General features: G+C 39.7%; 20 protein-coding genes, 4 pseudogenes and 1 other annotated feature. Of the genes and pseudogenes, 6 read left to right on the top strand and 18 right to left on the bottom strand.

What is annotated here, in order from left to right:
* Positions 1–77 precede the first annotated feature (77 nt).
* The gene (locus tag HT679_RS08725) at positions 78–521 is read right to left on the bottom strand and encodes a flavodoxin (protein WP_001162125.1); all 444 of its coding nucleotides are present in this window, start codon (positions 519–521) and stop codon (positions 78–80) included.
* 103 nt (positions 522–624) lie between these two features.
* On the opposite strand from HT679_RS08725, the gene HT679_RS08720 reads away from it, so the two are divergent.
* The 4 genes and pseudogenes from HT679_RS08720 to HT679_RS08705 all read left to right on the top strand — a co-directional run bounded on the left by HT679_RS08720 (position 625) and on the right by HT679_RS08705 (position 2,703).
* A complete protein-coding gene (locus HT679_RS08720) occupies positions 625–1,560 on the top strand; it encodes a bifunctional oligoribonuclease/PAP phosphatase NrnA (protein WP_173214143.1) in 936 nt (311 codons plus the stop codon).
* Positions 1,561–1,655: 95 nt separating this feature from the next.
* Positions 1,656–1,898, top strand: a complete 243-nt coding sequence (locus tag HT679_RS08715; RefSeq protein WP_000710764.1) for a type B 50S ribosomal protein L31 — start codon at positions 1,656–1,658, stop codon at positions 1,896–1,898.
* 176 nt (positions 1,899–2,074) lie between these two features.
* Positions 2,075–2,359: a type II toxin-antitoxin system RelB/DinJ family antitoxin gene (locus HT679_RS08710; RefSeq protein ID WP_173214141.1), complete on the top strand. Its 285-nt coding sequence runs from the start codon at positions 2,075–2,077 to the stop codon at positions 2,357–2,359.
* Positions 2,349–2,703, top strand: a pseudogene (locus tag HT679_RS08705) (type II toxin-antitoxin system RelE/ParE family toxin). The gene HT679_RS08710 and the pseudogene HT679_RS08705 overlap by 11 nt, the downstream one beginning before the upstream one ends.
* 341 nt (positions 2,704–3,044) lie before the next feature.
* Here HT679_RS08705 and HT679_RS08700 read toward each other — a convergent pair.
* Both HT679_RS08700 and HT679_RS08695 read right to left on the bottom strand, forming a co-directional pair.
* Positions 3,045–3,488, bottom strand: a pseudogene (locus HT679_RS08700) (EfeM/EfeO family lipoprotein); the annotation flags it as partial.
* 168 nt (positions 3,489–3,656) lie between these two features.
* Positions 3,657–5,054, bottom strand: coding sequence for an N-acetylmuramoyl-L-alanine amidase (locus HT679_RS08695; RefSeq protein WP_173214139.1), 1,398 nt, complete (start codon positions 5,052–5,054; stop codon positions 3,657–3,659).
* Positions 5,055–5,436: 382 nt separating this feature from the next.
* Between HT679_RS08695 and HT679_RS08690 the strand changes: the two genes are divergently transcribed.
* On the top strand, positions 5,437–6,696 hold the full coding sequence (locus tag HT679_RS08690) for a CAP domain-containing protein (RefSeq protein ID WP_173214137.1): 1,260 nt from the start codon (positions 5,437–5,439) through the stop codon (positions 6,694–6,696).
* 105 nt (positions 6,697–6,801) lie between these two features.
* Here HT679_RS08690 and HT679_RS08685 read toward each other — a convergent pair.
* Both HT679_RS08685 and HT679_RS11455 read right to left on the bottom strand, forming a co-directional pair.
* Positions 6,802–7,324, bottom strand: a pseudogene (locus HT679_RS08685) (transposase); the annotation flags it as partial.
* A 56-nt stretch (positions 7,325–7,380) separates the two neighbouring features.
* A pseudogene (locus HT679_RS11455) lies at positions 7,381–7,561 on the bottom strand (hypothetical protein); the annotation flags it as partial.
* 203 nt (positions 7,562–7,764) lie between these two features.
* Between HT679_RS11455 and gdhA the strand changes: the two are divergent.
* The gene (gene gdhA / locus HT679_RS08680) at positions 7,765–9,111 is read left to right on the top strand and encodes an NADP-specific glutamate dehydrogenase (protein ID WP_000199528.1); all 1,347 of its coding nucleotides are present in this window, start codon (positions 7,765–7,767) and stop codon (positions 9,109–9,111) included.
* 224 nt (positions 9,112–9,335) lie between these two features.
* Here the strand turns inward: gdhA and HT679_RS11450 are convergent, their stop codons facing one another.
* The 13 genes from HT679_RS11450 to HT679_RS08615 all read right to left on the bottom strand — a co-directional run bounded on the left by HT679_RS11450 (position 9,336) and on the right by HT679_RS08615 (position 22,970).
* Positions 9,336–9,485 carry a hypothetical protein gene (locus HT679_RS11450; protein ID WP_240149592.1) on the bottom strand — a complete coding sequence of 50 codons (150 nt, stop codon included), beginning with the start codon at positions 9,483–9,485 and terminating at the stop codon, positions 9,336–9,338.
* Positions 9,486–9,587: 102 nt separating this feature from the next.
* Positions 9,588–9,956, bottom strand: coding sequence for a 50S ribosomal protein L7/L12 (rplL, locus tag HT679_RS08670; RefSeq protein ID WP_001196965.1), 369 nt, complete (start codon positions 9,954–9,956; stop codon positions 9,588–9,590).
* A 72-nt stretch (positions 9,957–10,028) separates the two neighbouring features.
* Positions 10,029–10,529, bottom strand: a complete 501-nt coding sequence (gene rplJ, locus HT679_RS08665) for a 50S ribosomal protein L10 (protein ID WP_138706406.1) — start codon at positions 10,527–10,529, stop codon at positions 10,029–10,031.
* A 38-nt stretch (positions 10,530–10,567) separates the two neighbouring features.
* Positions 10,568–10,703 (bottom strand) — a sequence feature (ribosomal protein L10 leader region).
* Positions 10,704–10,778: 75 nt separating this feature from the next.
* Positions 10,779–12,038 (bottom strand): TRZ/ATZ family protein, encoded by a 1,260-nt coding sequence (locus HT679_RS08660; protein ID WP_050261725.1) that lies wholly within the window; start codon positions 12,036–12,038, stop codon positions 10,779–10,781.
* Positions 12,039–12,339: 301 nt separating this feature from the next.
* Positions 12,340–14,088, bottom strand: a complete 1,749-nt coding sequence (locus tag HT679_RS08655) for an ABC transporter ATP-binding protein (protein ID WP_001254298.1) — start codon at positions 14,086–14,088, stop codon at positions 12,340–12,342.
* A gap of 1 nt (position 14,089) precedes the next feature.
* Positions 14,090–15,814, bottom strand: a complete 1,725-nt coding sequence (locus tag HT679_RS08650; RefSeq protein WP_000681711.1) for an ABC transporter ATP-binding protein — start codon at positions 15,812–15,814, stop codon at positions 14,090–14,092.
* A gap of 57 nt (positions 15,815–15,871) precedes the next feature.
* Positions 15,872–16,810: a peptide-methionine (R)-S-oxide reductase MsrB gene (gene msrB / locus HT679_RS08645; RefSeq protein WP_023932754.1), complete on the bottom strand. Its 939-nt coding sequence runs from the start codon at positions 16,808–16,810 to the stop codon at positions 15,872–15,874.
* Between the two features lie 60 nt (positions 16,811–16,870).
* On the bottom strand, positions 16,871–17,038 hold the full coding sequence (locus HT679_RS11445; protein ID WP_007285050.1) for a hypothetical protein: 168 nt from the start codon (positions 17,036–17,038) through the stop codon (positions 16,871–16,873).
* 75 nt (positions 17,039–17,113) lie between these two features.
* A complete protein-coding gene (thrB, locus tag HT679_RS08635; protein ID WP_173214135.1) occupies positions 17,114–17,983 on the bottom strand; it encodes a homoserine kinase in 870 nt (289 codons plus the stop codon).
* Position 17,984: 1 nt separating this feature from the next.
* Complete coding sequence (locus HT679_RS08630) at positions 17,985–19,271, bottom strand: homoserine dehydrogenase (protein WP_173214133.1); 1,287 nt, start codon at positions 19,269–19,271, stop codon at positions 17,985–17,987.
* A 146-nt stretch (positions 19,272–19,417) separates the two neighbouring features.
* Entirely contained in the window at positions 19,418–20,158 is a 741-nt protein-coding gene (mecA, locus tag HT679_RS08625) for an adaptor protein MecA (protein WP_173214131.1), read from the bottom strand.
* A 315-nt stretch (positions 20,159–20,473) separates the two neighbouring features.
* A complete protein-coding gene (locus HT679_RS08620; RefSeq protein ID WP_173214129.1) occupies positions 20,474–21,508 on the bottom strand; it encodes a prephenate dehydratase in 1,035 nt (344 codons plus the stop codon).
* Positions 21,501–22,970, bottom strand: a complete 1,470-nt coding sequence (locus HT679_RS08615) for an O-antigen polysaccharide polymerase Wzy family protein (RefSeq protein ID WP_173214126.1) — start codon at positions 22,968–22,970, stop codon at positions 21,501–21,503. Before HT679_RS08615 ends, HT679_RS08620 begins: the two co-directional genes overlap by 8 nt.
* Positions 22,971–22,985: the final 15 nt, after the last annotated feature.

The raw sequence follows: 22,985 nt of genomic DNA, 5'->3' as shown, positions 1-22,985 counted from the left end.
CAACCAAATAGGCTAGTAAAATCCCAACTAACGATAAGAAAAATGCACTGATTGATTACATCAGCGCACTCTTATGCTTATCCTACTTTAGCAGCCAATTCTTCTGCGAATTGTTCCAAGCGTTCAATGTCTTCTTCCTCAGCAGAGAGATCAACTTTGACACACTCTGAACCTTTTTCTGCTCCTGTCGCTACAAAAACACGGTCAAAGTCATCAACAGCCTTACAGAATTCATCGTAGAAGGTATCTCCTGAGCCGACCACTCCGTAGATTTTACCATTCAAGTTGAGATCTGCTAGGTCTTCGTAGAAGTCCATCATCTCATCTGGCAATTCTCCATCACCGTAAGTATAGGTCGCAACGATAGCGATGTCTGCTTCCAAGAAGTCTGAAGCGTCAACAGTTGTACATTCATCAACATCGACATCCAAGCCCAAGTCACGTAATTTGTCTGCTACAATATCTGCAATTTCTTCGGTATTACCGGTCATACTGGCAAATACAATTTTTGCTAATGCCATATCGTCCTCCTCAATTTATCTTTCTCCATTATATCACATCTTTTTCATTTTAAAAATAAAAATTCTTGTGCTACAATGAAATGAGAAAGAATTGAGGTTATTTATGGAAATTTGCCATCAAATTTTAGAAAAAATTAAAGAATACGACACGATTATCATTCACCGTCATATGAAACCAGACCCTGATGCCTTGGGAAGTCAGGTGGGATTGAAAACTCTTCTCAAACATCATTTCCCAGAAAAAACCATCAAAGCCGTTGGTTTTGATGAACCAACTCTTACTTGGATGGCTGAAATGGATCTTGTTGAAGATAGTGCCTACCAGGGAGCACTTGTCATCATCTGTGATACAGCTAATACTGCTCGTATAGATGATAAGCGCTATAGTCAAGGTGATTTTCTCATTAAGATTGACCACCATCCAAATGATGATGTATATGGTGACCTATCTTGGGTGGATACTAGTTCAAGTAGCGCTAGTGAGATGATTACCCTATTTGCCCAAACAACCCAACTGGCCTTGTCAGATCGCTCTGCTGAGTTGCTCTTTGCAGGAATTATCGGTGATACAGGTCGCTTCCTTTATCCTTCTACGACTGCACGGACTCTTCACCTTGCTGCTTATTTGAGAGAACATAACTTTGACTTTGCAACTCTCACTCGCAAAATGGACACTATGAGTTACAAAATTGCTAAACTTCAAGGCTACATCTACGACCATCTGGAAGTGGATGAAAATGGTGCAGCGCGCGTTATCCTGAGTCAGGAAATCTTAAAACGATTCAATGTCACCGATGCTGAAACTGCAGCTGTTGTCGGTGCACCTGGACGTATTGATAGTGTGAGTCTCTGGGGAATTTTTGTAGAGCAGGCTGATGGCCACTACCGCGTTCGCTTACGCAGTAAAATTCATCCTATCAATGAAATTGCCAAAGAACATGATGGAGGAGGCCACCCTCTAGCAAGCGGTGCTAATTCCTATAGTCTAGAGGAAAACGAAATCATCTACCAAAAGTTAAAAAACTTGCTTAAAAACTGATAAAATACTTGCCAAACTTTTCAGAATCTGATAGACTAGTATGGTAACAATCTATGGCTCGCAAAGAGACCATGGCAGAAAGGAACTATTGCAAAATGAAAAAAGATATCCATCCAGAATATCGCCCAGTTGTCTTCATGGACACAACTACTGGTTACCAATTCCTTAGCGGTTCAACAAAACGCTCTAACGAAACAGTTGAGTTCGAAGGCGAAACTTACCCATTGATCCGTGTGGAAATTTCATCAGACTCACACCCATTCTACACTGGACGTCAAAAGTTCACTCAAGCAGATGGACGCGTGGATCGTTTCAACAAAAAATACGGTCTCAAATAATGATAGAAAGACAGCTTCGGCTGTTCTTTTTTATTTCTTGAAATCAACTGCTGTTTTCATGTTCCAAACTAAAAAACTTTGCACTCTCGGTAGTTTCTAGAGTACAAAGTTTTCTCTTGCCTAAAAAATATAAAAGATATATACTAGCTATATATAGTATAGATTGGAGATATACCATGACGACATCACTTACTAAACAGTACAATTTTAAAATCAATGAGTCATCAATGGAACAAGCTAGAGCTATCATCAAGGAAAAAGGAATGACTATGACGGATGCTATTAGTCTTTTTATCGAGCAGATTGTTCTCGAACAAGATTTGCCAATAAAAACTGCAGAAGATTTACACCGTGAACGATTGATTCAGGAGCTACAAGCCCAATCTGAACGCGCCTTAAGAGAATATGAATCCGGACAAGGAACTCCCCTAGATGACATGAGGCTACGATATGATTTATAAAGTGATTCTATCTACTGAAGTGAGTCAGGCAATTGACAGTATCCATAACTACATCAGCACTGTTCTTTTATCACCCCAGTCGGCTAAGAATACTGTAGCCAAAATTTTAGACGGCTTAAAAAGTTTAGAAACTTTTCCTGAAGCTGGCTTTGATGCAGATGAAAAAATAGGACTAAAAATCAACAGTAAGTACCCTACGCGAGGAAAAATTATCGGTCAGTATATCTTGCTTTACTTTATCGACCAAACTCAAAGAACTTGTTTTTCTTTCCCACTTATTCCACACAAAGAGCGACTACGTCACTTTGCTACAAAAATGCAATAAAAAAAGCTCAACTGATTGAGACAACTTTCATTATTTTATAAGCTCTGAAACCTTAATTTTTGGTACCTTTTTGGTACCGTCTTGGTTTAACAATACGGTATATATATAATATTTTACAGCTATATCCCCTTTAGAAACGTTGATTTAATAAGGATTTAAACACTATAGAGTATATCTTTGTAAAATACGGTCTCAAATAATGATAAAAAGAACAGTTTCGGCTGTTCTTTTTTCTTTCTTGAAATCAACTGCTGTTTTCATGTTCCAAACTCAAAAAAACTTTGCACTCTCGATAGCCACACAATGGTTTCTAGAGAACAAAGTTTTTTTATTAGAGCAGATTTACTCTTTCTTATCTTGATTTTCAGTTCCTTTAGTTGTATTGTCTTCCCAAAGGATACGCTCGATACGGTGGAAACCAGACCATCCTTCTTCAGTCTTGTTTTCGTCCATGTAGTCTGCCAAACGGAAGTCAATCTTGACATCTGACTCACCAAAACTTTCAGCAATCGGTTCTGAACGCTCATAAGACATACGAATCAGTGGATAAACCTTTTTGGCTTCTTCTAACTTACCTTCTTTCAACAGTTTGACAAAGCCTTCCGTATCTGTCAAGAGTTTATCGATTTGCTCTTGCACAAAAGTCTTATAGTCAGCAGTGGCCTTATCAAGCATTTTCTGCTTGTCTTCAGACAAGGCTGTCACCTTAGATGAATCATTTGTCTCGGTTGATTTTTCAAACCTAACAGCACAAGCTGTCAATAGCAAGACTGAAGATAAAAGGACAAAACCTAGTTTTTTCATTGTATACTCCTATCGGTTCAGGAAACCTGAATTAATTTTACCTTTCATTATACCATGTTTTCACTCATTTTTCAATAAATTTTCAGACAATTTAATGTTATGAATAGCATTACAAATGTAAAAAACTAAGCCTAGGACAATCTCCAAAGCTTAGTTTGATCTAGTTTCTTAATTTCCAGCGTAATATTTTTGAATTCCTTTAATAATACCTTCAACCAACTTATCTTGGTATTGTTCACTACGGATTCGTTGGTTTTCTTCTGGATTATCCATATAACCCAACTCTAATAACACAGCAGGTTTCGCAGTCTCACGAAGAACAGCGAAGGTGGCTTGCAAAAGCCCAGCATCTCTAGCTCCTGTCTCGGTCAAGAGAGATGAATGAAGATCAGCTGCCAAACGATTACTTTCACTTATACGGTCTGGATTATTATGCCAGTACTGGTTAATCTTGCTCGGGTAACCTGCATCTTCCTTATAAGAATAAGTCTGTATTCCCAGATTCAGTGTTGTGTCATTCCCAGTAGCATTAAAATGAATACTAATAAAGAAGTCTGCATTCGTCTTATTTACCATACGAGAACGCTCTGTCACAAAGTCAACATCCACATCACTATCACGAGATGTTAGAACTGTATAGCCCAATTCTTCTAAACGTTTCCGTAATTTACGAGAGACCTGTAGATTCAAATCTTTTTCAGCTATTCCATAATAGTAAGCGCCCGAATCACGTCCACCATGCCCTGGATCTAGGAAGATAGTTTTACTATAGCGCCCCTTTTCAAATCCTTTTGGAAGTTCTTGCACCCATTTACCATTATCTTTGAAAAAATGACTACTTCCATCAATAGTATAAGTTCCAGTGACATAAACGCCATCTTCTTTAAGATAATACCAAGCTTTATAATCTTGATCATAAAGCCACTCTTTGTGAGCCATGTAGCCACCAGATTTTAGATAGTAAGAGCCAACCCATTGCTGCTCAGCATAATGCCCACCTGACTTGAGATAAAACCAGCTAGAATAGTTGGGATCGTACACCCATTCTTTATCTGCCATAGCCCCACTGGATTTCAGGTAATAGTTTCCCTTCCAAGTATTAGCCATCATGGCACCATTTTGATCAAATGCATACCATTTACCATTGATTTGACTCCATTGGTTAGACAGATATTTTCCTGAGCCATTGGCGTAGTACCACTTGTTAGCCATCTGATACCAGCTATTTTCAAGTAAGTAACCATCCTTATCAAATAGGTAGCCCTCATAAAGAGTATCTGTAAATTTGACACCTGTTTGACTATAATAAGTCCACTTCCCGTCTTCTTTTACCCAACCAGTTTGTAGCTTAGACTCAGTAGGAAGAGTTGGCTTTGTCTCCTGCTTACTCGAACTAGGAGTCGTTGGCTGATTTTCTGTAGCTACTTGAAAAGGACTTGCAGAGCTAGTAGTTGAACCACCGATAGAGTTATTCGTAGGATGACTAGCATCATTAGCTAAAACTGTTTGGCTAGTGAATCCAAGAAGAGCCAGAGCAAGAATCGTAAATTTCTTATATGATTTCATTTATTTAACCTTTCTAGGGGAATGGAATCCCTGTATTATTGAGTTATTTTACTTCCTTGATGAAAGAAGAGTTGTTCTACATCCTCTAAACTATAATTTATATGATATTATGGAGTGTTTAGCTTATTTAAAGATGTGAAACCTAAAAAGTATGGCTAAGTTGGAACCTTAAAAATTCAATTTCTGAACACCTAATCTCGCTTCAGATAGTTATCGAACAAGTCGAGTAGATTCATTAAAATCATCTATTTATATTATACACCAAATTTAAGAAAAATTTTTGCAAACATCTAAATTTAAAATAAATCTAGTCCCTAGCTATACCGAATTTTAGTTTACTCTGCCCAGTAGAGATGTTATAATAAAAATAGGAGGACACAAAATGAACAATAAAACTAAAAAGTTCACACTTGCTACAGTTTTAGTACTTTCCTTGTTAGGAGCTGGAACTCTTACATCACAATCAGTAGCTGCTAATGATAGGCTGGTTTCCACTCAAGCAATCAATGGTCAATCCTACAATATCTTAAACTCTGAGGTCACTAGTGCTTCTTCTGGTACTACTCTAGTTGGGATTGAAGGGACTTTCTTAACGCCAGATAAACAAGCTATCTTAGACCGTATCAATGCCATTCGAAAAGAGGCGGCAGATGAAGGTCTAGTTACTAGCTATGTTCCCATCAAATGGTCAACTGCACTAGAAAAAACTGCCTTCGTTCGTGCAGCAGAAGCTTCGATCACCATTGATCACACACGCTTGTCTAGTAAGGATATTTGGAGCGCTTGGCCTACAGGAAATTTCTCCCTTTCAGAAAATTTGGCTTGGAACTACAATGGATTTATGAAGGCCATCCAGCAATGGTATGATGAAAAAGCCGATTATGTTAAATCTCGTAGTGGTGTCAGTGTTACAGGTCAAACTGGACACTATAAATCCTTAATTGATCCAAAACTGACCTATATGGGGCTTGCAGCCTTTGAAAACCCTGCCACTCAAAATGGATGGATTACTGTTGCACAAAGTCTCGGAACAGCATCTGGTGGCTCTGAAGAATTAGCTGGTGGTTATGGAAAGGCCATTCAATATACAGAAGCAAATGCTTCTCAGATTCAAACATTTGCGACTAAGGCAAATCTTTTTGACAAAGACTTAAAGGCTATCGGAACTCATAAAACCAAAAATGAAAATACAAATTCAAGTCAGAAACTAGACGATGAGACCAATGACCCTGCCGAATTTCTTAATCGACTAAGAAGTTGGTTCAATCATTCCCAATACTTCGGAAGTTGGATTCAATCAAACGGACGTTGGTGGTTTAAACACAATGACGGCTCATACACGAGTAATGGATGGGAAAAAATAAATAGAACTTGGTATCGCTTTGACAACTCTGGCTGGATGCAAACTGGCTGGGTAAAAGACGGTAGCTGGTACTATCTCGACGGTTCAGGCGCTATGAAGACTGGTTGGCTCAAAGATAATGGTAGCTGGTACTACCTTCAAGATTCAGGGGCTATGAAAACAGGCTGGATGAAGGTATCTGGTAAATGGTACTATGCCTATAGTTCTGGAGCCCTAGCAATCAATACGACTACACCTGACGACTACCGTGTCAATGACAATGGTGAGTGGGTAGGATAATTTAACTACAACAAAAAGGCTCTATACTATCTCACAGTGAGTAATCTTCACTTTCAGATAGTATAGAGATTTTTATTTACCTAGTATAGCTCTTATCTTAGGCGTTTATAACAAACTGAAACAAGAACAATACAAAAGAGCCTCGTAAAAGGTCTTGCAACTTGGTAATACCTTTTTGATATGAGTCCATATTTTCTCAATAGGATTGTACTCAGGTGAGTAGGGAGTAAGAGGTAAAAGTTTATGCCCAAACTCTTCACACAAGAGTTCTATCCTAGCTATTCTATTGGAATCTTGCATTATCCATAATAATAACCGATGGTGTGGTTAATGTTGGTAAGAGAAACTTCTGAAACCATGCTTCAAAAAAGTCGCTCGTCATCGTCTCTTCGTAAGTCATTGGAGCGATTAACTCACCATTTGTTAGCCCTGCAACCAAAGAAATCCTCTGATATCTTCTTCCAGATACTTTACCTCTTATTATCTGACCTTTTAATGAGCGACCATACTCTCGATAAAAATAAGTATCGAATCCTGTTTTATCAATATAAACAGGTACTAGATGCTTTAAACTATTAAAATTCTTAAGAAATAAAGCTACTTTTTCTGGGTCTTGTTCATAGATAGTATAGTACTTTATGGTTACCGAACAAGTCTAATGAAAAAATTCTGATGATAGTTCTAAATCTCAATAACCGCTTGGGTTCCATGATCCAACTCCAGCAAGACATCTATACTTGTATAGAAAATCCTGCCCTGAATAAGGAGATGTAAATATTTCTTTCCTCCAAAATGGTCATAGTTTTGCTGGCAAATCTAACATATCATGGATAAATTAACAAGTGATTTCTGAATTGCTAAACATTTTCTTTTCTTATAGCATATTTTCAGATTTTCTCTTTGAGAAAGATATTTACAAGAAAAAGGTTCGTTTTTTGTCTATTTTCAAAAAGTCTTAAAACTAAATTGAAAGAATTTTTAGAAAATTTTTGTTTTTCTCTTTACAGTTTAAAAAAATTCTGCTATAATAGCTCATGTAATAAAATATGACAACAAAAGGAGAACGATATGACATCTGCTAAAGAATATATCCAAAGCGTGTTTGAAACTGTAAAAGCTCGTAATGGGCACGAGGCTGAATTCCTCCAAGCTGTTGAAGAATTTTTCAACACTTTGGAACCTGTATTTGAAAAACACCCTGAGTATATCGAAGAAAATATCTTGGCACGTATTACTGAGCCTGAGCGCGTAATTTCTTTCCGTGTTCCTTGGGTTGACCGTGATGGAAAAATTCAAGTAAACCGTGGTTACCGTGTTCAATTCAACTCAGCTGTTGGACCATACAAAGGAGGACTTCGTTTCCACCCAACTGTAAACCAAGGGATTTTGAAATTCCTCGGATTTGAACAAATCTTCAAAAACGTCTTGACTGGACTTCCAATCGGTGGAGGTAAAGGTGGATCAGACTTCGATCCTAAAGGTAAAACAGATGCTGAAGTGATGCGCTTCTGCCAAAGCTTCATGACTGAGTTGCAAAAACACATCGGACCATCACTTGACGTACCTGCTGGTGATATCGGCGTAGGTGGACGTGAAATTGGTTACCTTTATGGTCAATACAAGCGTCTTAACCAATTTGATGCTGGTGTCTTGACTGGTAAGCCTCTTGAATTTGGTGGTAGCTTGATTCGTCCAGAAGCAACTGGTTACGGTTTGGTTTACTATACTGAAGAAATGCTGAAAGCTAACGGTAATAGCTTTGCTGGTAAGAAAGTGGTTATTTCAGGTTCTGGGAACGTTGCTCAATACGCTCTTCAAAAAGCGACTGAACTTGGCGCTACTGTCATCTCTGTATCTGACTCAAACGGTTATGTCATCGATGAAAATGGTATCGACTTCGATCTTTTGGTTGATGTTAAAGAGAAACGTCGTGCTCGTTTGACTGAGTATGCAGCTGAGAAAGCAACTGCAACATATCACGAAGGTTCTGTATGGACTTACGCTGGAAACTATGATATTGCGCTTCCATGTGCTACTCAAAACGAAATCAACGGTGAAGCAGCTAAACGTTTGGTTGCTCAAGGCGTTATCTGTGTATCTGAAGGTGCCAACATGCCGAGCGACCTTGATGCCATCAAAATCTACAAAGAAAATGGTATCTTCTACGGACCTGCCAAAGCTGCCAACGCTGGTGGTGTAGCCGTTTCAGCCCTTGAAATGAGCCAAAACAGTCTTCGCCTCTCATGGACTCGTGAGGAAGTTGATGGACGTCTCAAAGACATCATGACAAACATCTTCAACACAGCTAAAACAACTTCAGAAACATATGGTCTTGATAAAGACTATCTTGCAGGAGCAAACATTGCTGCATTTGAAAATGTAGCAAACGCTATGATTGCCCAAGGTATTGTTTAAGATTCATTTGCTTAATCCTCAATCGCTTCGATTGGGGATTTTTATCTTGAGTTAAACGGTTGGGAAATTCTAATTTAATTAAATTAAATGAAATAAAAACCGAACAAATTGATTGCGGAATTCAAACCAATTTCTAACAATGTTTTATAAAACTCAGTGGACTATTCTAAATTCAATCTATTTTATACTTTTCGAAAATCTCTTCAAACCACGTCAGCGTCGCCTTACCGTATGTATATGATACTGACTTCGTCAGCTCTATCTGCAACCTCAAAACAGTGTTTTGAGCTGACTTCGTCAGTTCTATCTGCAACCTCAAAACAGTGTTTTGAGCAGCCTGCGGCTAGTTTCCTAGTTTGCTCTTTGATTTTCATTGAGTATTACTTACTCGCCAACTTCTTAAACAAAAAGAAAAACCACTACTCCTAAGAATAGCGATTTAATCATGTTTTTAAGCTACTAATGTAGTCGCTCTATTATTTAAGAGTAACTGAAGCTCCAGCTTCTTCCAATTTAGCTTTGATTTCTTCAGCTTCTGCAGTTGCAACGCCTTCTTTAACAAGTGCTGGTGCACCGTCAACAAGTTCTTTAGCTTCTTTAAGACCAAGACCTGTGATTTCACGTACAACTTTGATAACGCCAACTTTTTTGTCGCCTGCAGATGTCAATTCAACGTCGAATGAATCTTTAGCAGCACCAGCGTCAGCAGCACCAGCTGCAGCAACAGCTACAGGAGCAGCTGCAGTTACACCAAATTCTTCTTCGATAGCTTTTACAAGGTCGTTCAATTCAAGGATTGAAGCTTCTTTAATTTCAGCAATAATGTTTTCAATGTTCAATGCCATTGTTATTTCCTCCAAATATGTTTTAAATTTATAATAGATTTTCGTAGCTAGGCTACGCTACGTAGCTTAAGATTAAGCTGCGTCTTCTTTGCTTTCTGCAACCGCTTTGACTGCAAGAGCAACGTTGCGCACTGGCGCTTGAAGTACAGAAAGGAGCATAGAAAGAAGTCCTTCGCGGTTTGGAAGAGTTGCAAGTGCAAGAATCTCTTCTTTAGATGCGACAGCGCCTTCGATTGCACCACCTTTGATTTCAAGTGCTTCAGCGTTTTTAGAAAAGTCGTTCAAGATTTTCGCTGGTGCAATAACATCTTCGTTAGAAAATGCTACTGCAGATGGTCCAACGAATACTGATGCAAGATCTTCAAGACCAGCTTTTTCAGCTGCACGATGCAAGATTGAGTTTTTAATGACTTTATACTCAACTTCGCTTCCACGAAGCTCACGACGAAGAACTGTATCTTGCTCAACTGTCAAACCACGAGCGTCTACAACGACGATAGATGCAGCAGCTTTCATTTTTTCAGCTACTACGTCAACTAGTTCCGCTTTTTTAGCAATAATTGCTTCACTCATTAGTGTGTTCACCTCCGTAATTATTTTGCTTGGGGAATTTTTCCAAAAGAAAAACGCGCCCAAACCTAGACACGAAAGTACAATACGCTTCTTTTTACATGATACGTTTTGTCCTCGGTAGGATATTTATGAGTCGAGCTCCCCTACTGTCTTAGGCAGTTTTTTCAAACCGTATATAAGTATAGCATAGTCAAAAAAAGAATGCAAGATTTTTACAAACTTTTTTTAAAATTTTTCGTGATTTTTCTTCTAAAGTTCTACTGTCAGAACTTGACCTTGCTTAACAACCTGTTCTCCAGCAATATAGACATCATCAACATCACTGGATTTGACAGCATAAACTAGGTGAGAGAGCATATTTTCTTGAGGTTGGAGATGGATTTTGCCTTGTGGTTGAATAACGAGAAAATCTGCCTGCTTGCCGACTTCTAGACTTCCTATCTGATTTTCCATTCCTAGAACCTTAGCCCCTTCGATTGTCAGTGCCTTGAGAGCTGTTTCGATAGGAAATTGGCTGGCATCTCCACTTTTCATCTTCTGAAGAAGGGCTGCAGTCCGTCCCTCCTCAAACATATCAAGATTGTTATTGGAAGCGACCGAGTCAGTCGCAATTCCGACTGCTACTCCTGCTTTTTGGAGCTGGATAATTGGAGCAATTCCTGATGCCAGTTTGAGATTACTGATAGGATTGTGAGCAATAGCCACTTGAGAAGTTGCCAAGCGTTCAATTTCTCGCTCGTTTAATTCGACCCCATGAGCAAAGACAGACGGATGATCTAAGTAACCCAGTTCTTCTAGAAAGGCGAGGGGGCGTTTGCCGTATCGTTTCAGGATAATGCCTGATTCTTCCTTGGTCTCCGCCACATGGATATGGATTGGAATAGCAAGCTCTTTTGCCATTTCCAAACTCGCTTCCAGCAAGTCTCTACTGCAGCTATAGGGAGAATGAGGTGCTACCATAACCTTGAAATTTGGATTTTTATATTTTAAGATTTCGTCTATGATGGATCGAGTTCTGCTTATAGTCTCAGCAGTTGTTTCTGTCTCTGAAGAAAAAAGAGTCGGAGAAAAATAACAACGCATCTTGGAATCTTTCACTGCCTGATAAATCTGCTCAATATTCACACCATTGGGATTATACATATCATTAAAGGTTGTTGTTCCTGACTGGAGCATCTCTGTCAGAGCTTCTTTGACCGCCTTAGTAGTCATGTCGGGAGTAAACTCAGCTTCTGCTGGCCAGATATAGTCATTGAGCCATTCATGGAGATTGCTATCATCCCGAATTCCTCTCAAACCTGTCATAGCAGAATGGGTGTGGCAATTGACCAACCCAGGCATAATCCAAGCTCCCTGATAGTCTATAATCTGCTCAGCTTGCTCTAAAAACGCTGGCTTATCTTGACCGACATAGACGATTTGAGAATCCTTGACTGCTAAGATTCCATCAAGATAAACATGGAAATCTTGATCACAAGTCACGATATTTACATTCTGAAAGACTTTCATTATAGGCTCCTTTTCTAAAAGACAAGTTATACTCTCTTCAAACTACTTCAGATTCACTTTGCCGTAGGTGTGGTTACTGACTTCGTCAGTTCTATCTGCAACCTCAAAACAGTGTTTTGAGCTGACTTCGTCAGTCTTATCTACAACCTTAAAGCAGTGCTTTTAGTAACCTGCGGCTAGCTTCCTAGTTTGCTCTTTGATTTTCATTAAGTATTACAGTGAACAATTTTTCTAGCTATTGTAACAAAAAAGTCACCCGAAGGCAACTTTTTTCGTCCATAAACTTTCAAAAGAGAATGGCTTATTCAGAGCTAAAAGCTGCTGCTTGCTGCATTTGGTAATACTTACCCTTTCTAGCCATGAGATCCTGATGATTGCCATGCTCCACGATGTCGCCATCTACCAAGACAAGAATCAAATCCGCATCCTGAATGGTTGACAAACGGTGGGCGATGATAAAGCTTGTGCGCCCCTTCATGAGTTTTGCAAAGGCATCCTGTACTAGCACTTCTGTCCGTGTATCGATGGAGGAAGTTGCCTCGTCTAAGATAAGAATCTTTGGAATAGCCAAAAAGACTCGCGCTATAGTCAAGAGCTGGGTCTGACCGACAGAGAGAGATTCTCCTGCATTTTCTAACTTGGTATCGTATCCCTGTGGCAACTGTTGGATGAAAAAATCTGCATTGGCTGCTTTGGCAGCAGCAATCACCTGCTCCCGACTGGCTTCAGGATTTCCAAAAGCAATATTGTCATGAATGGTTCCTTGCTTGAGCCAGGTTTCTTGGAGCACCATGCCAAACTGCTGTCTCAATGATACTAGGGTATAATCATAAATGGATTGCCCATCCAGCAAGATATCTCCTGAGTTAATAGGATAGAAACGCATAAGAAGATTGATAAGGGTTGATTTTCCTGCACCTGTCGGACCAACGATGGCTACCTTGCTACCAGCTGGAATATCAATAGATAAATCCTTAATCAAAATCTTTTCAGGATGGTAACCAAAAGAGACATGTTTAAAGGAAATAGCTCCCTTAACTTGGTCACTGGTCAAGACTTCCTTGCCTGTTTCAGCAACCTCAGGACTTTCTAAGACAGCATAGACGCGCTCTGCGCAAGCCAGAGCACTTTGCAACTCAGCTAGCACTGAAGAAATATCGTTAAAGGGCTTGGTATACTGTTGGACATAGTTCAAAAAAGTCACTAAACGCCCAATGGTCAAGGTTGACCCCATCATGATACGATAAGCTCCTACTCCAGCTAGAATCGCATAAATGAGCGCATTGACAAAGCGAGTCGAAGGATTGACCGTTGAAGAATAAAAGATGGCCGACTGCGAATAGCCTGCGTAGTTGTCATTAGCCTCACACAGTCTTTTGATAAACTCTACCTGAGCATTAAAAGATTGAATAATAGTCTGCTGGCTAAGCGATTCTTCAATCAACTGAGTCTGAATTCCCCTTGTCTCTGTTTGCTTCTGGAAGAGATGATAGGAGCGTTTGGCAATAAAGCGTGAAACCACCATGGAAAGTGGCGTCAACAGCAAGACTAAGAGAGTCATGAGGAGGTGAATTTGCAGCATGGCTAGAATGCTAACCAAAATCATCAAGACACCAATGAAAAATTGGTTAAAAATCATGGTCAAGCCAGCTGCTAACTGTTCGATGTCCGTGGTTACCCGACTGACCATCTCTCCACTTCCTTGCCGCTCCACAAAAGCAATCGGTAAACGATGGAGCTTATAGATGATTCGCTCTCGCAAGTCTCTGGTATAAGAGAAGATTAGGCGATTATAAAGAAGAGGATTGGCCCATTGTACCAGAGTATTTCCTATAACTACCAAGATCATCTGGAGAAAAATCTGCCAAAAAACTGGTGAAGAACCAGCCACTAGGACTTGGTCGATGACCTGCCCAATCAAGATAGGTAGGTAGATTGATAAGCCAACCTGGGTAATAGTTCCTAGAAAGGCTAGGAAAAGGAGGAAGGGATTGCTTGCTAAATCTTTTGCCAAGCGTGTGAGCGTCTGGTTTGCAGTTTGTCGTCTCATGCTAGTCCTCCTTTCCATGTTGGGATGCATTGATTTCGCGATAAACTTGACTAGATTTCATCAAGTCCTCGTGCTTGCCGATAGCTAGGAGCTCTCCTTTTTCTAAGAGGAGAATCTGGTCAGCCATCTGTAAAGTCGAGGTTCGTTGAGAGATCAAGATTAAGCTCGTATTTAGCAAATTTTCTCGGATAGCTTTCAAGAGCTTAGACTCGGTAATGGTGTCGAGGGCCGAGGTCGCATCATCTAGGATGAGAAATGGAGCTTGGCGCAAGACTGCGCGAGCAATAGACAGCCTTTGTTTTTGTCCACCTGAGAAATTTCGACCTCCTGCCTCAACAGTGGCATCCAAGAGCCCTTCCTTTTCACTAACAAAATCCTTAGCTTGCGCAATCTCCAAGGCCTGCCAGAGTTCCTGGTCAGATACTTCTTGATGTAAACCTAGAGTCAAGTTAGAACGAATGGTTCCCTTAAAGAGTTCGACTTTTTGGGGCACATAGGCAATCCAAGACCGCCACTGCTCCAAATTAAGAGGACTACGTCCATTTCGATAAAGGTCTATACTCCCCTTGTCTGCTGGATAAAGTCCAAGTAAGACTTGCACCAAGCTTGATTTACCAGAACCAGTTCCTCCGATGATACCAAGGATTTGCCCTTGCTTCATATTAAAGGAAATGTCTCTCAGAGAAGGCTGGGCCGCATCAGGATAGGTAAAGGTCAGTTCTTGAACTTGTAAAACCTGATCACTGCTAGCTTGCTTTTGTTCTAATTCTGAATGAATATCTTCTGGAGCCTCAGCAAAAACTTCCTCGATTCGCTTAGCTGAGATGTAGGACTGGTTGAGGGAATTGATCAGCATGGCTAGCTTGACCAATTCCACCAAAATCTGTAAGAGGTAATTGATAAGAGCAATGAGAGCACCTTGACTGAGCACTCCTCCTTGAATTGAAATATAGCCTTGCCAGATAATAACGAGAAGAGTTCCATTGACAATCAGATAGGTCAGAGGTGTTAATAAACTAGACCAGAAACCTGTCTTTTCTTGTAATCTAGCATAAACTTGGTTAAGGGTTTGAAAAATCTGTAACTCTCGTTTTTCTTGACCAAAAGCACGAATAACCCGCATCCCTTGCAATTGCTGGCGCGTTTCCTGAACCAGTTGGTCCGTTTTCTTTCTGAGACTACTGTAGAGAGGATTGACCAATCGAGATAACCCTACAATGACAATGGTCAAAATGGCAACCATGACTAAGAACCAGAAAGTCAACTCAGCTGAGATTCGATAAGCCATAAAAATGGCACCAAAAACGATAATGGGCGCTCGCAAAAAGAGACGCAGGAATTGATTGATACCAGTCTGAATCTGGTAGGTATCCGAAGTCAAGCGAGTGACCAAACTAGAAGTTGTCAGACGGTCTCTGCTGTCCTTGGACAAGGAAAGAATATGACGATAAAGATCGTTTGTCAATTCCTTAGCAAAGCCTACTGCTGCCTTTGCTGAGTAAAATTGAGCTATCAAGGCCACTAAAACGCCAATTACTGCAAAGATAAGGAGCAGGCCAATCTGCATCCAGAGATGACCTTGATCTCCCTGAGGTAAAGATTGGTCAACAATCCCAGCAATCACCATGGGAACCAAGAGCTCAAAAACAGCTTCTAACAGCTTGAACAAGGGGGCTAAAATTGATTCCTTGATGTAGGGTTTGAAGTAAGATAATAGGTGTTTCATAAATCCCTTCTATTCATATTCTAGAAATGAAGAAAGTGGGAAGCCCCACTCTCTGTTTTATTTGTTTAAGTAAGGCAATAGATAGCCATATCCTGCTTTTTCCATCTCATCCTTGGCCACAAAGCGTAAAGAAGCAGAATTGATACAGTAACGGAGGCCGCCTAACTCCCGCGGTCCATCTGTGAAAACATGACCCAAGTGAGCGCTGCCTGAACGAGAACGAACTTCAATTCGCTCCATTCCATGGCTCAGATCCTTGTAATAATGAATCAACTCTTTGGAAATCGGACGGCTAAAACTTGGCCAACCACAACCTGAAGCAAACTTATCCTTGGCAAAAAAGAGTGGCTCACCCGTCGTAATATCTACATAAATCCCCTCTTCAAAGGTTTGGTCATAGGCATTGGTAAATGGAGCCTCTGTAGCAGCTTCTTGTGTGACACGATAAGACTCTTCAGATAGACTGGCCTTTAACACTTCTTGGCTAGGCTTTTCATAGTTTGCTGCATCAATCAATGGCTTATCAGCATCGGTCACATCGATATGACAGTAACCTGAAGGATTCTTCCTGAGATAATCTTGGTGGTAGTCTTCAGCCAGAATGTAGTGGCGTAATTGCTCCACTTCTACTGCAATCTTTCGATCCAGCATGCGTTCCTGCTCCTGTACCACTGTGTAGATAGCTGGCAAATCTGCTTCATCCTGATAATAAATCCCAGTTCGATATTGGCGACCACGGTCATTCCCTTGTTGATTGATAGATAGAGGATCGATAACTCGGAAATAATAAAGTAAAATCTCTCTGAGTGACACTTCCTTCTCATCGTAAATCACTTGGACCGTTTCTGCATGGTCTGTTTCCTTGATCAACTGGTAATTGGTCGTTTCGACTTGACCATTAGCGTAGCCAACACTGGTTTCTAGCACTCCAGAAATGCGTGAAAAATATTCCTCTAGGCCCCAAAAACAACCACCTGCTAGATAAATTTCTGCCATCTTTATTTCTCCTTTATCACGTTTTTAACTAATACTCTTCGAAAATCTCTTCAAACCACGTCAGCTCACATCTGCAACCTCAAAACAGTATTTTGAGCTAACTTCGTCAGTTCTATCCACAACCTCAAAACAGTGTCTTGAGCTGACTTCTTCAGTTCTATCCACAACCTCAAAACACTGTTTTGAGCAGCCTGCGGCTAGCTTCCTAGTTTGCTCTTTGATTTTCATTGAGTATAAACTTCTTTTCACAAAAAGGATATGAAACCCTCTGGTCAAGAGTTTCCCCATCCTATCTTCTATTCTTTATTTTGCTTCTACACGGACACCTTGGGTATCAACTCTCAAGTCATGCAGTTTTCCTTTGAAAGGTTGCTTTTCCAATTCTGCCTTAATCCTTGGCATCTTGTCATGAGAAGCCAGAACCATAACTGTCGGCCCAGCACCAGAAAGGTAGGTTGCATAGGCCCCATTTTCTTTGGTCACTTGCTTAATCATCGCAAATTCTCTTACCAAGTCCTGACGATAGCGCTCATGGAAGAGGTCTCCCTCGATTGCTTGCCCAGCGGTCACCATGTCTCCTGCCAACAAGGCAGCAACCGCTACATTGGCGATAGAACTTGCAGCAACAGCTTCCTTATAAGACAATTTTTTAGGCAAGACACTACGGCTGTCGCGAGTACGTAATTCATAGTTTGGAATGTAAGCTAGAAAATCACACTCTGGAAAGTCTGCTACGATAGCAGAGACTTGCCCTTCAACAGAACTTGCAATAACGAGATTACCATAAATGGCTGGAGCCACATTATCAGGGTGTCCTTCAATCTTGGTCGCTAACTGCAATTTTTCATGATCAGACAAGTCGAGTTTCCCCAATTGGTTGGCTAGTTCAATCCCAGCCACAATAACTGAGCTGGAAGAACCCAAACCACGCGCCAAGGGAACATCACTGGTCATTTTCAAGCGTCTAGGTGGTAAATCTGGCACAATTTGCAAAGCAATTTTGAGCAAGAGATTACGCTCGTCATGTGGAATCCATTTGCCAATCTGGTGTTCAATCAGCCACTCATCTCGTTCTTCACAGACCTCAATTTGAAGATACTTGGTTACAGCTACACCGACCGAGTCAAATCCTGGCCCGATATTGGCACTGGTTGCAGGTACAATAATCTTCATTTTATTCTCCTAGCACCTTGAAGGTATTCAAGAGGTCGAATTCTGAAACCTTCTTCAATTCAGCTGAGACATTTTCAAGCTGGGCTTTATTAATCTTGTGTGTAATGATGACAACACGCGCCTTGTCACCATCTTTTCCATCTTGGAGGATTTGCTTGAAGGAAATATCTTGAGCGTTGAAGATTTCAGCCAATTTCAAGACCTGACCTTTTGAGTCTGGAGCCAAGATTGAGAAGTAGTAGTTTGCCTTAACATCCTCAGGATTTGCCAAGACCAAGTCACGGCTGTATTCGTTGAAATCTTTGCCAATGGTACCGTCATTTAAGCGACGAACGATACGGACAATATCCGCCACAACACTTGTTGCAGTTGGTTTTTGACCAGCACCTGGTCCGTAGTACATAGACTCACCAATACCGATAGATTCTACAAAGACAGCATTCATTACTCCATTCACACTGGCAAGTGGATGCGCTTTAGGTAGGAAGGTTGGAGTTACTTCTGCAGCAATACCTGAAGGAGTTTCCTCGATAGAACCAACCAATTTCACTACATAACCAAGGTCTTGGGCTACAGCTACATCTTCTGGTGTGATGTTACGAATTCCCTTGTGAGCCACATCGTCAAAGGCAACCTTCATGCCAAAGGCAAATTGGCTCAAAATCACCATCTTGTAGGCTGCATCAATCCCATCTACGTCATTTGTAGGGTCACTTTCTGCAAATCCAAGTCTTTGTGCTTCTGCAAGAGCATCGTCGTAAGACCATCCTTCTTCCACCATCTTGGTCATCATAAAGTTAGAAGTTCCGTTGACTACTCCAAGCACGCGCGTGATTTTATCAGAAGCCAAGGAATTTGCCAAGGTACGAAGAATTGGAATACCACCAGCTACTGCTGCTTCGTAGTAAAGTGCTACATTATGCTCTTTAGCGATTTCTAACAATTCTGCACCATGGACAGCCAAAAGGTCCTTGTTAGCAGTAACAACATGCTTTCCAGCTTCCAAGGCACGAGTGATAAAGGTTTTAGCAGGTTCGATACGCCCCATCAATTCTACTACGATAGTAATATCTTGGTCTGATAAAATATCATCCACATTGGTTACAAAGTTAAAGTCATTCCCTGCTGCAAGCAAGCGATTCTTTTCATCTTCATCCTTGACCAATACCTTAGCAACTTCGATCTCTGAATGTGCTAATTGATTGATTTTTTCTCCATTTTCCTTTAGGAGGAAAGGCACACCACTTGCAACGGTACCAAATCCTAGTAAAGCAATTTTAACTGTCATGTTTGTCTCCTCGAAATTTTCTAATATAGCCATTATAACAGAATTTTGTGAAAATTCCTATTATAGTAAATCACTATTTCAGTATAAAAAGAAAAAACGAATCCCATGATTCGTCTTTCTTGATAGATGAAAATTGATTTTAAAAATTATGAACCAATCTTTTGCAAATTAAGCACTGCATCGTGATTCATCAAGACTTGACCATACTCTTGTAAGACTGAGCGACTGATGTCACTATCGTCTGCAAACTCGCGCATACGAGCCAACAGCCAAGCTGGATATGGACTTGGATGATTTTCAATATCCACTAAAATGGTCAAATAATAGCGCTCATTCATCTTGTAGAGTTCAGAAGTTTCCATCTCAAAAGTCACTGTCTTGGCAAAAGCCACCAAGTCAGCTAATTTTGCAAAAGAAAGGATGTAGTAGATGTAAGGCTCTTTCTTACTTTCAACTTCTTGTTCAGCCTGTTCCTGCTCTTCTTCCTTGGCTTCGACTTGCTCAAGAGATTGAATCGCTTCGATATCATCCTTAGTTTTATCCGCGATGCTTTTTTCCAAGGTTTTGATAAATTCATCTGGCGACATTTGGGCTAATTCTTCCATATCTGGTAAATCCGATAAGTCTTCAAAATCTAGATTTTGATCAATCTTTGATTTGGTTACAAAGACATCGACCTTATCAGGTTTTGGAGTCACACGGAAACTCAACATGCCTGTATCCAGAAAGCTATCAGGCATCTCTAACTCATCCAAGATAGCATAAAAGAACTCTTCTGTTTTTTCTTGAGGAACGAGAAAGTCAGCAATCTCCATGCCACGATCCATCAAATCCTCTAAAGACATCGTGATTTTCAAAGTTGTATCACTAATTTGTTTCATTTTCATTGCTAGTAACCTCATACTTTCAGTTCTATCTATTATACTAGATTTTTACGATTTTATCAAAAGAAGGCTTCTCTGTCGGGATAGATTTTCCATAGGATAACTTCTGTAGAAGGCTCTAATACTCTTCGAAAATCAAATTAAAACCACGTCAGCTTTATCTACAACCTCAAAGCGGTGCTTTGAGCAACCTACGACTAGCTTCCTAGTTTGCTTTTTGATTTTCATTGAGTATAAAAGAAAATTTCTGCAGACAAATAGAAAAAGCCTTCAAAATCGGCTCTTAGCCAACTTTGAAGACATGATACATCAGAATACTTATAATTTAAAGGTTGCTACACCGAGGATAGAACGATTTAAGTTTCGAAGAATTTGAAGACTTTGCTCAAATTTCTTATAACGAGTTACTCCGTATTCTTCAACAAGAAGGACTGTATCTCTTTCTAAAAGCGATGGCACATCTTGTAAATCGACAAAATGCATTCCTTTTAAAGCCTCTTGACTCTGTTTCAATTTATCTAGGATAGCTTTATTTGAGCTAACGATGGTCAATTCCTGTCCAGCATTTTTGTATGACAAGACATCTGCTAGGTTAGCAATTGTTGTAATCTCTGTTACAAAATCAATTTGATACTGAGAAAAATCACCTGCTCTATTGATTGTTGGGTTAAAGAGATAAACCAATACATTTCCCATCACAACCAAAATCACACAGACTACTCCAATAACAGCTAAACGGAGAATCAGATTTTTCACATTTAATCCAAGCGCTGTCTCACCATTTGCATTCAATTCTTTAGAGTTGATGGTTTCCAATTTTTCAATTTTTACATTTGCAAAAGTGTGTTTAAATTTCTCAATCAATCCATCAATTTTTCGCTCCAACAAGTCATTAGTATCTTTACTTGGTGTCAAAATTTTCACACCAACCCCTGCATCGTCAATCATATAGTAGACAGTCAGTTTTTTCCACCAATAATCATTCGTAGAATTTTTCAAGGTTGTTTCTGTCGTATCTAATTCACTGGCAATTTTTTTCAACTCACTGGGCTCTACATCATTGAAAAGATAAGCTCCATTCAAATTACCATCAATCAATTTCCCATAAAAATCACTATAACCACCAATTTGATGATTCAAAATCGTTTTAGCTGAATCTTCTGGAGGAGTGATTTTATAGCTAAGATAAGTTGAATAACTTGTTGTGTCTTTGACAGTGTTTTTATTCCTAACTGCTTTAATTGTAAATGGTACAGCAATGAGAGCAAATAAAGCGATAAGAGCTAAAATATTTGCTTTTCGTTTTTTGTAAAGATTTGCAAATAAATCAGCTACTGAATAATGTTCAAACATGATTTTTTTCTCCTTTGTTTAGTAGATACTGGTTTTCTTTTGTAAGCATTTTTGCTACAAATATAATCACAAGAACAATTCCCCAGAATTGCATTGTAAATAGATTGAAGAAACTTTCTGAAAAGCTACTTCTTGGCATAAAGAATAGATTATTCAAGATGAGTAGGGACAAAGCAAATAGGATTGTTCTTGAACGATAGGCTACTTGCAGCATGGCTATGAATAGCATACCGAGCAAGAGACTAAGTAGAAAGACTCCTATCATACCATAGTCGGTATACAACTCCATAATATAGCTACTTCCGATACCATGTCCTTTTAAATATTCCTTGTTCAAAACAAGATAGGACAAATTGTGGGCATAACTATTACTATCAATAGCTAGCTCCACACTATTGGTTGTATGTTCAAAGGCTTTTCCTCCGAAAATGGCCCCCAAACTTCCCCTTGCAAAATAATCAAGGACAGGACCAAAAGTAAAATTACGGAAATCTCTGTAAGGTAGGCTACTGTTAAATAGAAAACCTCGAGCCAGAACTCCAAAACTAGTCCCTTGTTTATAGATAAAGTCAAGCAGGATATCCCAGAAACCTGTATGGGAAACTTGAACATTATCCCGTACATAATTGAGCACTCCCATCGCTAACATGAGAATAGGAGAACCTACAAAAATCGCTAACTTTTCTTTAAACCCAATCCATTTTCCCTTTTCTGTTTGCTCCCGCATAAAGTAATAAACAAAAGCAAATAGAATACTTAAAATAAAGGGATTTCGTGTCCCGATTGCCAAATGAATGATATTAGCTGCAATAAAGGAGACAAGCACTGCTGTTGCCTGCAATTTCTTTGGCTTGGTTGCCAGATACATACACATTGCATAGACTGTAAAGGTAGACAAAATGTAGGTAAAATAAGGCAGTTTACTTTCAAAATTTGCATAGTAGGCATAGTAGGAAGTCTGCAAGCGATACAGGAGTCGTTCAAATAACCGAATGAAATAGAAAGGATAGGTTAGAAGAAAAACTCCTAGCGATACAAAGCGCAACCGCTTGATATAGACCTCTTTTAGAGAATTTCCTATCTTGGGTACTTTTATTTTCTTCCTAGCTATAAAATAACGAGCCAGGACGCCTCCTGTTGTCAAGCCCAGAATCGAAACCATGACGACTATAAAGGCAAAACGATAGGCTATTGGATGATAGGTATCTAAAGCACCATCCCTAAAATAATCAATGGTCGGTCTTGATACTAGAAAGATAAAAATAGTTAAAAAGAAAATAAAATGGATTAAGTAATACTTGATATCATTCCAACAAGCAATTAAGCTACTAACCAGTAAGAACAATAAAGTAGAAAGCAAGCTAACATTGTTATTATTAAACAGATACACAATTCCACTTACTAGCGTCAAGGCATAGCTGACTATGGTCAAACTAAATAATAATCGTTTTCCATCAATCACTTGTTCACCCCCGTT

The sequence above is a fragment of the Streptococcus sp. 4886 genome (assembly GCF_013276485.1).
Lineage (GTDB): Bacteria > Bacillota > Bacilli > Lactobacillales > Streptococcaceae > Streptococcus.
The sequence above is the reverse complement of the archived record's forward strand: the minus strand, read 5'-3'. Positions and strand labels throughout refer to the sequence as shown.